The sequence below is a fragment of the Alteromonas infernus genome (assembly GCF_902705815.1).
This window is the reverse complement of sequence record NZ_CACSIG010000008.1, coordinates 80,005-93,053: the sequence shown is the minus strand read 5'-3', so window position 1 is coordinate 93,053 and position 13,049 is coordinate 80,005. Positions and strand designations below refer to the sequence as shown.

Below are 13,049 nucleotides of genomic sequence, written 5' to 3'. Positions count from 1 at the left end.
AGTTTACAAATCTTAATAAGGATTGCTAATGAAATATTCCAAGTTTGCAGCGATGATTATCACCTCTACTACTGCGATGTTCATTATGATGTATCTTAACACCTATACTGTTTCGCATATTTGGTTCAGCGAAACACGCTCGTATATGGCGCTCTATATGGGGGCGGGGATGGCCATAATTATGTTGGCGTTTATGCTGGGAATGTACACCAATAAGAAAATAAATACAGCGATTTTTATTGGGGCGGCATCTGTATTCTTGGTGTGCGTCTATTTGGTTCGCTCTCAGACAACGGTCGCAGATTCTTCTTACATGAAAGCGATGATACCGCATCACTCAATTGCAATATTGACTAGTGAACGTTCAGGCATTGAAGACGTTCGCGTCAGGGAGTTAGCCGATAACATTATCAAGGCCCAGCGCAAGGAAATTAAAGAAATGGAATGGTTAATTAAAGACATTGAAGCCAATGGTAAGGCGATCACACAGGCTGAAGCATCCCAAAGACCAGTTCCATCGTTTGAGGGTAAAGTCGGAAAAGGAGGGGAAGATGAGTAAAACAGTTAAACTATATAGAATGGTGACTGATGAGCATATTTGTCCCTAAGGTTTGAGATCCAAAGACTTGTTAGAGAGACAAGGATATGAAGTAGAAGATCATGAACTCACCTCTAGACAAGAAGCTGACGAATTTAAAGCCAAGCATGATGTACAAACGACCCCACAAGCTTTTATCGACGGCCAACGAGTTGGCGGGTACGATGATTTGAGAGAGTATTTCAATAAAGGCGAAGCAGGGCAAACGGGTACTACGTATACGCCTGGCTTTTTCGTGTATTGATTGCGGTCTCTGAGAGAAAGTAAAACGGCATGGTGCCTACACACCTCTTTATTGTTCGCCACTTCATCGACAAACCCTACCCGCCCGTCTTACATAACTAAAACAACCGTTGTAAAACGTACGACACGTTCATACTTATAAGTCATTACCAATTTTCCACATTGCGAGGCAACATGGCTATACCCTATTCATTGCTAGATTTAGCGCCAATATCTGAAGGGTTTGGCGTTAAAGACGCGCTAAACAACTCGAAGCTGATGGCAGTTGAAGCTGAGCGCAGTGGCTACGAGCGTGTATGGTTGGCCGAGCATCACGGCATGCACGGTGTGGCGAGTTCAGCTACCTCTGTCGTGCTAACCCACATTGGCAATGCTACCTCTAGCATTAAGATTGGTGCAGGTGGCATTATGCTGCCTAACCATGCACCTTTGGTAATTGCAGAGCAATTTGGCACCTTAGCGGAGTTGTTTCCTGGGCGTGTAGAGTTAGGTCTTGGCCGCGCTCCCGGCACGGATATGGCCACTGCAAGGGCACTTCGTCGTAATTTACAAAGCGATGTGGATAATTATCCTCAAGACATTCAAGAGCTACAGCACTATCTTGGCACACCACAAGACAGTCAGCCAATTGTGGCCGTACCAGGGGCTGATACCCACGTACCGCTATGGCTGCTAGGTTCTAGCCTTTACAGTGCGCAAGTAGCGGCGAAGATGGGCTTGCCTTATTCGTTTGCCTCCCATTTTGCGCCCGATGCGCTATTCGATGCACTGCATGTCTACCGCAATATGTTTAAGCCTTCATCGCAATTGTCAGCACCACAAGCCATGGCAGGTGTCATGGTGGTGATTGCAGAGACTGATGAAGAAGCTGAGCTTTTATTTACTTCGGTCAAACAGCAGTTTATGAATATGCGCCGGGGCTTAAACAAGCCCTTTGCCAAGCCGATGGCAGACTTTGATAACTATTGCACTGCATCAGATGAAGCAATGCTAGCTAACGTACTTAGGTACGCCTTGGTGGGGTCCAAGGAGACGGTGAAGGAAAAGCTCAACGACTTCGTAGAGGCGACACAAATTGATGAGATTATTGTTTCTATGCCAATTTACGACATAGATGCTCGTTTGTTCAGTGTTAAGGCGTTTGCGGACATCGCTACCTAATTCACGGACCGTTATTACCAGTTCTCGCTCGTTGGTTATAACTTCTCCTATGCATAACCGTCGAATAACTTTATGATACGACTTTAGTCGCGTTTTTCAGTTGTTTGTTTAAGGTTCACAATCATGACAAAGGTCAGCGTTTCCTTGTTGTTTACGTTCTTTTCTCTCGTGTTAAGTGCAAGGGCTGCATGGGCGAGCGAGACGATTGACCTTGTTATAATAGAAACCCTACCTGTCCCCATTGTTACCGAATCGCGTGTGGAATTCGAAAAAGAATTAGCGCGTATCATGCCAGACCATGAACTCAATATAACGATATACAACGCCGAAGGTTCAGAAATTCGAGCAAAAGCTATCCTAAAAGAACTGGCGGATAAGCCGGCACCCGATCTTATTGTTTCGGCAGCTACACTTGCTACTCGTGCGTTAAATGCGTCAGATGACTTTCTTGATGTGCCAAAACTATTCATGGTTGTTTCGGCGCCGGTGGAAGAGGGCATAGTGCCGGCGATTGGCGCAATCAGTAAGCGCAATATGACGGGTGAGTCCCACGTGCTAGATGCAAAAGTAAAGCTTGATATGTTGGAAGGTGTGCTAAAAGCATCTAAACCGGATACACCGCTGACTATCGGGTTAGTACATTCTACCTACCCATCTTCAAGTAATTTGGTTAATCAACTGCTTACGATAGACGGTCAATATAAAAACATTAACTTGGTGCCCATCAGTACCCCATATTTAGAGGGTGATGCAGGGCTTCTAGAAATGACGGATAGAATTACTGATATTTTACAGGAAAAAGCGATTGAGCTGGATGGTTACTGGCTTTCTTCAGGTCCACTGGCCGTAGCCTCCAATTTGGTGAAAAAAGTAAAAAAAGAAACCGGGTTACTCCCTTTGTTCGCAGAAAGTATTGCAGCGGTTAAAGAGGGTGCGCTAATTGGCGTGGTTTCAGAGCCAAGCAGCATAGGAAAGTCAGCGGCAAGAAAAGCGAAACTGATATTAGAAAAAAAATCGGCGATGGAGATTCCGGTGGTGAAAATGGACACCTACTCAGTAGCCGTAAATGTCTCTACGGCAATTCAGCTGCAATTGCCCATCCCCTCAAGCTATTTAAAGCTTTCCAAAGAACATGTGTATCAATAAGGCCTAGTTAGAAGTAAGTATGCGTATTAAATCGAAACTATTGATTATTTACATTCCAATTTTGTTAATTGGAATGGCACTTACAGGGTATTGGGCCTACTTAACGGCGTACGACTCGGTAAGAGAAAGAGAGTATCAGCTGCTTACTCAAACGCTCTCGTTAAACGTACTTGAAATCATTGATGAGCGGCGTGACTTGCTTATTGAATCTGGCTTAGAGAACGTGCCGGTATTTAGGGATGCCTATCAAAAAGAGGTATTTGAAGAATTAAAGTCACTTCATCAAACCACTGATAGACACTTCGCAATAACCGATAAAAGCACTGAAACGGTAATTTTTAGCACCATGACGCGCCCGTTGGTGCTTGATGTTGAAAACGCCAATAAGGCTACCATTGCAAATCGCAGCGTGGCGTTCGGAGAGTCTAACGTCAACGATGCTGACGTGCTGTTTGCCTGCGCTGAATTCGCGCCCTGGAATTGGAAAGTTACGATTTTACAGCCGGCCGATTCGCTTCAATCTTCTTTGTCTACCATCGCGTCGCTCACCTCTTTAGTTACGTTGTTTGCGGTGGTTATTGTCAGCCTTTTAATGGGCAAAGTGACGCAAGTCTTTGTGGTATCTCCCATCGAGAAAATTAAATCTGCTGCAAGTCGAATTGCTTTAGACCATAAGAAGGTCAATATTGACCTACAGCAAAATGACGAGTTAGGTCGCCTTGCTAGAGACGTAGAAGCGATGTCTGGTGAGATTGAGCAGTATGTTGCACAAGCGCAGCAAGCTAACCGCGCGAAGACCGATTTTCTTGCGGTAATGAGTCATGAAATACGTACGCCACTTAATGGAATACAAGGGCTTGCAACACTGCTTCTTGATACCCCTTTAACAGAAAAGCAGCATCAATATGCAAGTGACCTCAAGTCATCAGCCTCAATACTTGCTACGGTAATTAACGATGTGCTGGACTTGTCTAAAATTGAATCGGGTATGTCAGAGATAGATGTTACTGAGTTTGCTCTTGATAATATGCTCCGCGATTTGATTACACTATTAGGTACCAATGCAAGCGCTAATAATACAAGGCTTGTTTATACCAGCAAAAATATGGACTCGGTGGCGGTAACCAGTGACATCACGAAGCTTCGCCAAATCATTATTAACTTAGTGAGTAACGCGATTAAGTTTACTCACAAAGGTACGGTAAGTATCTCTGCCAAACTAAAAAAACCCGTCCACAGAAGAGGTGTGCGAAAACCGTTTGGTGGTTGCCGTCAAAGATACGGGTATTGGTATTGAACCAGACCGCTTAGAGCATATTTTCGATAAATTTACGCAATCAGACTCTTCAATAACCCGCGAATATGGCGGGACCGGGCTTGGGCTTGCCATTGCAAGACAGCTAACACAGCTGTTAGGTGGTGATATTAAGGTCGTCAGTAAAGTCGGCGAAGGGTCGTGCTTTACGGTTACCGCAAATGTACAGTCTCGATTGAAGGTTGAATCTTCTATGCATTTAGATGAAGGGCGTGATGTGCAAGGTGCTAGCGTACTAGCGGGGCTAAAAGTTTTGTTAGCAGAAGACAACGCAATTAACGCTGTTGTAGCTCAAGCCCTTTTAGAGCAGCTTCAGTGTGACGTTGAGCATGTTGATAATGGGTTGAAAGCCACCGCGCGCGTTGAAGAGGGCGGCATAGATGTGGTCTTTATGGATGTGCACATGCCGGTTATGGACGGTATAGAGGCCACTAAGCGCATTCGAAAGCTTGATGGTACACTTGGCCAGATCCCGGTGATTGGGCTTACCGCAGAAGCCTTCAAAGAGCGTCATATCGCATTTAAAGAAGCGGGTATGGACGATATTGTAACGAAACCTGTGACTATTGAAGCGTTACAAGAAAGTCTATTGAAACTGGCGATTGGGCAAGAAGTTACTGATAATAGTTAAGGTTATGCAAGCGTAAACCAAATAAGCCAATGGGCTTACGTTCAATTTTAACTTTGTTGCTTAGGGTGGCATGTGCAGATAAATAGACCAAGTGAGTTAAAGCGCCTGCGTATCGCGCTAATTATTGGTGCTGTGCTTATCGTTGTTTTCATGACAGCCGATCTCATGCTGCTGCCTAGTACTATGTACGAGCTGTACATATTCGACCGCTTATTACTTCAACTCCCTATTGTATTTGCGGTGGTGGTGGCCTCTTATTGGCGTAAGTTTATTCAGCACAGAGCATACGTATTTGCGGGCTTACTCGCGGCCCTCACCTATAGCAACTATTGGCTTATTTTTGTGTGCTGGCAAGAGCACAGCTTCATTTTCCCTTACGAGGGTACAATTTTATATGCCTTCTTCTGTGTTTTTGCCCTTGGCATTCCTTTCAAACTAGCAGCCTCGGTAAACGTAATTAACATTTTAGGTTTTTTGGGGTTAATGTGGATTACGCCTGTTTATGGTGATCGAGTGCCCATCTCTGCAGCCTTTGTTGCGGGCTCTTTGTTTATCTGCGTGTATGCCAGATATCGGTTAGACCGCAGTGTACACCTGCTTAAAGAGACGAACGAGAGACTGCTTAAACTGAGTAAGTTTGACCCACTTTCTGATTTATTGAACCGCCGAGCGCTGCGCGAGCAAAGCGAAAAGCTTGTGGCACTCAGTCAACGTCACAAGGTGTCGATGGCGGTAATGATGCTCGATCTAGATGACTTTAAAAAGTACAACGACAGTTTTGGTCACCAGCAAGGTGATGAAGCCATAAAAATACAAGCGCGCATCATGAAACAGGTTTTCAAGCGCGAAACCGATATTTTAGGGCGCTACGGCGGTGAAGAGTTTATTGTGGTACTAAGCGATATAGAAAAATCACAAGCAACAACGCAAGCGAAAGCACTGTTAGATAAGTGGAAAGAAACGGCAATAGAACATGCGCAAGGCGCTAAGCACCCGCTAATGAGTTGCTCCATTGGGGTTGTATTCGCCGAATCGGTCACTGATGTTTCAATTGACTGGTTAATTGATGAGGCCGACAAAGCACTGTACGAGGCCAAAGCAAACGGCAAGGCCCAGTTCGTAATCACTCAAGTTTGAAGTGTAGTGATGAAACGTTAAACAATGGCATGTAGCGCGCATCGCGATGCAATGCGCGCTATATCTTATGCTTAGCCTTTATAGCTTAACAATCATTTTTCCGGTGTTCTTACCTTCGAAAAGCATATTTAACCCTTTCTCTGCATTATCGAGGCCTTCGATAGTATGTGCACGGTATTTAATTTTGCCTTGCTGCACATAAGGCGTCAGTTTTTCTAGGATCTTTGGAATTTCACCCCAGTGATCAGGCATAGCGAAGCCGCGAATATTAATACGTTTTTTAATTAATGGTATCCAGTTCGGGCCTGGTGACGGGTTGTCCGCCTGGTAGTCGGCAATCATTCCGCACACTACAATCCGTCCATGCGTATTCATTCTATTGACGATGTGATGTTGAATGGGGCCGCCGGTATTTTCGAAAAACACATCAATTTTGTCTGGCGTAAGCTCAGTGAGCTTTTCTTCTAAATCATCGGTCTTGTAATTGATTGCACCGTCAAATCCAAGCTCGTTGACAATCCAGTCTGCTTTTTCCTCGCTACCTACAACGCCAATAACACGTAACCCGTCAGCCTTCGCAAGCTGGCCTACCATTGAACCTACAGAGCCCGCAGCGCCGGTTACGATGAGTGTTTCGCCTTCCTTTGGTTCACCAAAGTTATAAAGTCCAGTGGTGGCGGTTAAACCCGGCAGAGCGAAGACACAGAGCGCCATTTCCTCTGTTACCCCGTCCTGAAGCTTATTAAATCCAGAGCCGTCACTAAGCACATATTCGCTCCAGCCGGTCATGCCCATTACTTTATCGCCAACCGAGAAGTCAGGGTTCTTAGATTCAACGACTTCACCAACCCCACTTGAGCGCATTACATCGCCAAGTTCTACCGGAGGAATATAGCTTTCTCTGTCTTCACTCATCCAGCCAAGCATTGCTGGGTCTAACGACATATGGGTCTGCTTAATAAGGATCTGGCCGTCTTTTGGTGTAGGGACTTCTAACTCTTTGGTTTCAAAGAGGTGAGGGCCAATTTTCCTATCGTGGGGGCGTTGAACCAGCGTAATCGCTTTGTAAGTTGACATTGTATCCTCCAGTAACACGTTAAACATTGTTTGCCTTCTTGGCACTTTAGATAGCGAGGCCACCTGTTATGGGACAGCTATCTGCTTATAAAAGTGTGGGGCTGATGGTTATAAACTCAACCGTATATAGACCTACTTTATAAATTTGAGTGAAACAGCATAGTAGTACCAATAGATACTAGTTATAGATTATTAAAATGAAATTAACATTTTTGTTATCTCAAGTTAACCTGAGGTTATCAATTGTGCTTATAAAATCGTCGAAGTTGTAGCTAAAATTGTAAAAAATGCGATAAAAGTGCGTAAATAGCGTTTACTTGCATTGAACAAAAGTACTCATATCCGTAAAATGCCCGCTGCAATTTTCCCCTATTACAATGAGTATCTTATGAAGCAACAGTTTTCTTTACGTGCCTCAGTTTGCTTAGCGCTTGCTACTTTAGCCTCTTCTTCTGCGCTGGCAGCTGGTTTCCAAGTTAATGAACACAGTGCAAATGGCCTTGGCCGCGCAATGGCGGGTCAAGCAGCTAAACCAGAGAACGCCTCTATCTTAGCAACTAACCCAGCAGCAATTGGTGTATTTAAAGAAGCTGAGTTCAGTGCATCAGTAAGCTTTATCGACCCTAATGTAGACATCAATGGTGCGGTTACTTACAACCTTGGCGACACTCCAGTTGGTGGCGCCGCCGCGCAAGAAGACGATATTGCCGATACAGCCTTTGTACCTGGTTTCTTCTATGTGTCACCTATTAACGATGAAGTTTCTGCTGGTGTTGGTGTATTCACTACATACGGCCTTCGTTCAGACTATTCAGACGACTTTGGTGCACTTCACTTTGCGGATACTGCTGAGGTTAAAACCGTTACGTTAAACCCGGCTGTTTCTTACAAAGTAAACAAACAGCTTATGATTGGTTTTGGCTTGAACATCACTTATGCAGAAGCTGAGATTGGCTCTGGTGTATCAAACACGCTAGCAGGTACTGTGGCAGGCCTTGCGCCAACGGCTGAAGCTCTAGGTATCACCTTACCTACCCTTACTACTGGAAACTCGTTGTTTAGCATGGAAGGCGACGACTGGGGTTATGGTTGGAACGCGGGTATTTTCTGGCAGCCAACTGAAATGACAAATATCGCGCTTTCACACCGTGCAGAAACCAAACTGGAACTAGACGGTGCGGTTTCATCTGAAACGCCGGTATTCCCAATAAATCTTAATCAGCCTGGTAGCCTTGATTTAAATCTTGCTGCTATTACAGAACTTGCTGTTGATCAAAAGATTGATGACCAGTGGTCTGTTCAAGCAAGTGTTACTTTCACCGACTGGAGCACTTTCGAAAAGCTAGAAGCTAACCTTGAAGACGGTGTAGACTTCCTTATTAAAGAGGAAAACTTCGATGATTCTTGGCGCGCGTCTATTGGTGTAACTTACATCTTAAATGATGAAATTACCTTGCGTGCGGGCTATGCTTATGACGACGGTGTGGTATCGGTTGAGAACCGCTCACTTAGTATCCCTGATACTGACCGTCACTGGGTTTCTGGCGGTATGACTTATACCGTAAGCGAAGATACGTCAGTTGACCTTGCGTATGTATTTATTGATGGCCGCGAAGCAGATATTAATAAAGACAGAACCATCATTCGCGATGTACTGCCTGAAACTGACTTTACTACCAACTTTACCGGTACTCAGTCAGCTACTGCACACATTCTAAGTGTTCAGCTTAATACGCGCTTCTAATTAGCCGTTAGGGTAGAGCACCTGAAGTACAATAGAAAAATGGCAGCGTTTAACGCTGCCATTTTTGTTTCCGTGTTGTGTTGTCCACCGCAGGCAATGAGAACTCGTTGACCCTTTTTAGCAGGTCTATATTTGGGCGAATAAATCTTGCAAGCAAGTGATTGCTGCACTGATTTTGGCGGGTACCAACTCTCGCTTAGGGGTAACCGCATAAACGGTATAGTCAGGCAATTCCCATTCTGTGAAAAGCTGCTTCATTTCACCTGATTTGAGTAAGTGTCTTACTTCCGGTTCTGGTAATATCGCGTAACCTACCCCGTCTTGCGTTAGCTTAATCAGTGTCTGCATCGAGTTTACGTCTATACGCTGGGTATCCAATTCATATTCACCTTCGCTATCATGTTGCATAACATAATCTTCAATATGGCGATGTGTGATATAAGCATGACTATTTAACTGTGCCGGAGAACTCAGGGCTTCATTCGCTAGAGGGTGTCGTGCTGATACGCATAAAATGCGCTTCCAGGTAGCAAGTTCTAAACTGCTGAAGTTAGTATCTGAAACAGGCGCAAAGCAGAGAACTAAGTCTGCACTCGAAGCAATAATATCTTTCGGTTCGTCGGTTACCGTAAGTGAGATAGTAATTTTGGGAAACTCTTCACATAGCTTTTTAAGCGGCTCACTGAGTAAACCGCCGCCAAACCCTTCAGGGGCAATGATATTTATCTTACCGGTAGGGTCATCTTGCAAACTTTCTATTTTTTGCTGTGCTAGCTCTGCGGTTTCCAGCATTTGTTTACTGGTTTCGTAATAGATGCGTCCTGCTTCTGTTAAGCTCAAGCTTCGCGTATTTCGATTGAAAAGGCTAAGACCGATGTCGTGCTCTAGCTTTCTCAGCTGTTGGCTAATCGCAGACACTGTCATGTGAAGTTCTCGGGCTGCGACACTCATGCTTCCACTGTCTGTAACCGAAATAAAAACCTGTAGGGAGCGAAGTAATTTAGTATTCATGGCGCTAGTTTAATCCTTTCTATTGGCCGCAGTATCGTTCCCTTCTATTAGTAACAAATTAGCAGCCTAAATAGATGAATTCTACCGTATTTTCACGTTGACCGGCGTTTTTAAGCAGGCGTTTACACAATGCTTACCGTTACTTTTTGTGCGCCCACAGTACAAATTGCCCGCCTATTAAATTATTAACCCAGTAGGCCAACACCTGCTATCTAATGGTGCGCACCATATTGATGGTGTTAGTCGCAAGCTTCACCTCTACAAGAAAAACAACAAGCGCACTAATTAGAAACATCATTGCCAGTATAAACAAAACAATAATTGGGGTTTTTAAGTCAACAACCCAAAGTGACCCTGAAAAAAGCGCCATGATAACGGTGCACACCATAAGCCCTGATGCCACGCATAGCCCAATCGCCCAATTGATCACCTTTACCCTGCGCCACAGCACTTTTATCTCTTTTTTGGAGCGATCTACAATGTGTGGGTCTGACAGCGTATGAATTTGTCGCTCCGCTACTCTGACTCGGTCAGATATACGCCCAAGACGAGATGACATCACATTAAGAAAGCCTGCTATACCTGTAAGTAAAAATACAGGCGCTACGGCAAATTCAATAAGTTGTGAAAGGCTAGGTATAAGTGTGTCCAACGGGTCCTCCAGCGAACAAGACTGATTCAAACTGACTTCAGGCTCAATGCATTCCTAGCTTTCCACCACAAGTAGCGGTGTGTAGCGGTTTTTGCATAGGTCATGTCGGTATATTAATGCCAATACAAAGCAAAGTGTAAGCCAATGCTTATAGCAGGTAAACGAAATGATATGTAGCAACTTACATGAGTTTAGCGGTTTTGAACCCATCTAAGTCTCAATTAGCGGTACACTAGTACTTTGAGTTACGACACTTTTTCTTCTGCATAAGGATAGATAATGCGCTTACCCTCTTTGTTTCCTATGTCTTTGTTTACCACATCGCTTTTAACGACAATGGCAGCTGCACAGGAAGCCAATGAAATAGAAAGAATAGAGACCACATCTTCACGAATTCAAGGCCAGATAACAGCAACGGGCTATGCGGTATCATCTATTTCAGAAGAAGCGCTCTCAATGCTTTCTTTTCAGCATATACAAGAGTCGCTTAATTACATTGCGGGCGCCGGTGTTCAAAGAGGAAATGGACAGGAGTATTTGCCTGCGTTGCGCTCACCGGTTCTCACAGGTGCAGGGGCATGCGGCGGCATACTGGCCGCTGAAGACGGCATACCATTGCGCGCTGCCGGCTTTTGCAACATTAATGAGCTGTTTGAAGCGCATGGCGAGGTTGCAGAGCGTATCGATGTAATTAAAGGCCCTGCGTCTGCATTGTATGGCTCTAATGCTATCCACGGGGTTATCAACGTGATTACACCAGACACTACGCAAGGCACTGGTCAGCTCGCTTTGGATTACGGCTCATATGGTTTTCACCGCGCTAAACTTCAACAAGGCAAAGACTTTGGCAGCAGTGGCGTGGGTATTGCTGCAAGCTTAACCCGTGACACTGGCTATCGAAATGACGAAGGTGTCGACCAAGAAAAAGTCTCGTTGCGCCACCGTATTGAGTGGGACAGCACGGTGATAACCAGCGGCCTAACCTATACACACTTAGACCAAGAAACGGCAGGTTATATAGAAGGTTTTGAAAGCTATAAAAGTACCGAGCTTGCCAGAAGTAACCCAAACCCCGAAGCGTTTCGCAATGCAAAAAGCTTAAGGATATGGAGTAAGTTCAACACGTCCTTTGATGGTGGGCATGGATTATCAATTACCCCTTACCTACGCAATCAAGATATGCGTTTTCGCATGCACTTTCTACCTGGCAAACCCCTTGAAGAAAACGCACAGAAGGGCGTAGGGGTGCTGTCGCAGTTTAATTATATCGTTAACGATTACGTTTCCTTAGATATAGGCATAGATGCCGAATACACCGAAGGCGAGTTAGTGCAGTCTCAACAAGGCGCTACCGAAGGTTCTGCTTTTTTAGTTGAAACCATACCGTCTGGTAAGCACTACGATTACGATGTAGATGCAGTGTTAATTGCGCCGTTTTTCGCTTTAAACTGGCAACACGAAAAATGGGATGTTTCTTTAGGCGGGCGCTTTGAATCGATGCAATACGACTACATCAACAATATGAACGTAGGGCGTGTGCGAGAAGATGGTACCCAATGTGGTTTTGGCGGTTGTCGTTATTCTCGCCCAGCCGATAGCAGTAACGACTTTGACAGTTTTAGCCCTAAGCTTTCTTTGCGCTATCAGCTTAACGGGTCTACGCAATTATTCGGCGGCCTTGCGCGGGGTTACCGTGCGCCACAAGCCACTGAATTGTACCGTTTACAGCGGACTCAAGAAGTAACAGAAATTAGCGATGTTTTACGCGTAGACTTCGCCGGTACTTACGCAAGGCATACCTATGAGCACAGCCAAATCACTGGTGAGCTAGATATTAAAGGCAACGATATGGATACCGCGCCCAAGGTGCAGTTAAACACCCGCTTAAACTATGACGTCACAAGGAATATTCAGGCGCAAATAGAATGGCAGCATGTGGCAAGCTACTATACTGACGCGGAAAATTTAAACGAATATGATGGCCATGACTTAGTGCATGCGCGAGTGCGTTTTAACGTTAATAATGACATTACGCTTCACGCACGTATCAACAACGTATTCGATACCAAGTACGCTGAGCGTGCAGACTTTACTAGTTTTACAGGCCCTCGTTACTTCCCTGGTCGCCCTCGAAACTTCATGCTAAGCGCTACTTTCGCACTGTAAATTAAAATAAGTGCATGTTATAGGTCACTATTAATCTCGAAAATGCAGACTATCGCCGCGATTCGCTTGTAGGGCATTTGCTTCAGGCGTAGTCTGTAGAGGTCAGCGTGGGTGCAGTCATGCCACGTATAGCCCTTCTAGCAGGTGATATACGTGGAATGATTGTTA

Annotated in this window: 11 protein-coding genes and 1 pseudogene; 9 read left to right on the top strand and 3 right to left on the bottom strand. The window is 44.9% G+C overall.

Annotation, left to right across the window (positions count from 1 at the left end; translation table 11 throughout):
* Positions 1-28 precede the first annotated feature (28 nt).
* From ACX5J7_RS02305 to ACX5J7_RS02275, 7 genes and pseudogenes are all read left to right on the top strand, one after another.
* A complete protein-coding gene (locus ACX5J7_RS02305) occupies positions 29-559 on the top strand; it encodes a DUF305 domain-containing protein (protein WP_024017182.1) in 531 nt (176 codons plus the stop codon).
* Positions 560-611: 52 nt separating this feature from the next.
* Positions 612-839: pseudogene (locus ACX5J7_RS02300) on the top strand (glutaredoxin family protein); the annotation flags it as partial.
* 176 nt (positions 840-1,015) lie between these two features.
* The gene (locus tag ACX5J7_RS02295) at positions 1,016-2,002 is read left to right on the top strand and encodes an LLM class flavin-dependent oxidoreductase (protein ID WP_012520010.1); all 987 of its coding nucleotides are present in this window, start codon (positions 1,016-1,018) and stop codon (positions 2,000-2,002) included.
* Positions 2,003-2,125: 123 nt separating this feature from the next.
* Positions 2,126-3,148, top strand: coding sequence for an ABC transporter substrate-binding protein (locus ACX5J7_RS02290; RefSeq protein WP_023559972.1), 1,023 nt, complete (start codon positions 2,126-2,128; stop codon positions 3,146-3,148).
* A gap of 19 nt (positions 3,149-3,167) precedes the next feature.
* The gene (locus ACX5J7_RS02285; RefSeq protein ID WP_498705954.1) at positions 3,168-4,445 is read left to right on the top strand and encodes a histidine kinase dimerization/phospho-acceptor domain-containing protein; all 1,278 of its coding nucleotides are present in this window, start codon (positions 3,168-3,170) and stop codon (positions 4,443-4,445) included.
* Positions 4,411-5,094, top strand: a complete 684-nt coding sequence (locus tag ACX5J7_RS02280) for an ATP-binding response regulator (protein WP_498706145.1) — start codon at positions 4,411-4,413, stop codon at positions 5,092-5,094. Before ACX5J7_RS02285 ends, ACX5J7_RS02280 begins: the two co-directional genes overlap by 35 nt.
* A 72-nt stretch (positions 5,095-5,166) precedes the next feature.
* Complete coding sequence (locus ACX5J7_RS02275; RefSeq protein ID WP_024017179.1) at positions 5,167-6,231, top strand: GGDEF domain-containing protein; 1,065 nt, start codon at positions 5,167-5,169, stop codon at positions 6,229-6,231.
* A gap of 78 nt (positions 6,232-6,309) precedes the next feature.
* Here ACX5J7_RS02275 and ACX5J7_RS02270 read toward each other — a convergent pair whose 3' ends face one another.
* Complete coding sequence (locus tag ACX5J7_RS02270) at positions 6,310-7,308, bottom strand: NADP-dependent oxidoreductase (protein WP_020746774.1); 999 nt, start codon at positions 7,306-7,308, stop codon at positions 6,310-6,312.
* A gap of 388 nt (positions 7,309-7,696) precedes the next feature.
* On the opposite strand from ACX5J7_RS02270, the gene ACX5J7_RS02265 reads away from it, so the two are divergent.
* Positions 7,697-9,052, top strand: coding sequence for an OmpP1/FadL family transporter (locus ACX5J7_RS02265; RefSeq protein ID WP_015068403.1), 1,356 nt, complete (start codon positions 7,697-7,699; stop codon positions 9,050-9,052).
* 126 nt (positions 9,053-9,178) lie between these two features.
* Here ACX5J7_RS02265 and ACX5J7_RS02260 read toward each other — a convergent pair whose 3' ends face one another.
* The gene (locus tag ACX5J7_RS02260) at positions 9,179-10,063 is read right to left on the bottom strand and encodes a LysR family transcriptional regulator (RefSeq protein WP_020744503.1); all 885 of its coding nucleotides are present in this window, start codon (positions 10,061-10,063) and stop codon (positions 9,179-9,181) included.
* Between the two features lie 208 nt (positions 10,064-10,271).
* A complete protein-coding gene (locus ACX5J7_RS02255) occupies positions 10,272-10,715 on the bottom strand; it encodes a DUF2721 domain-containing protein (RefSeq protein ID WP_012520003.1) in 444 nt (147 codons plus the stop codon).
* A 279-nt stretch (positions 10,716-10,994) separates the two neighbouring features.
* On the opposite strand from ACX5J7_RS02255, the gene ACX5J7_RS02250 reads away from it, so the two are divergent.
* Positions 10,995-12,881: a TonB-dependent receptor gene (locus tag ACX5J7_RS02250; protein ID WP_498705949.1), complete on the top strand. Its 1,887-nt coding sequence runs from the start codon at positions 10,995-10,997 to the stop codon at positions 12,879-12,881.
* The last annotated feature ends 168 nt before the right edge of the window (positions 12,882-13,049 follow it).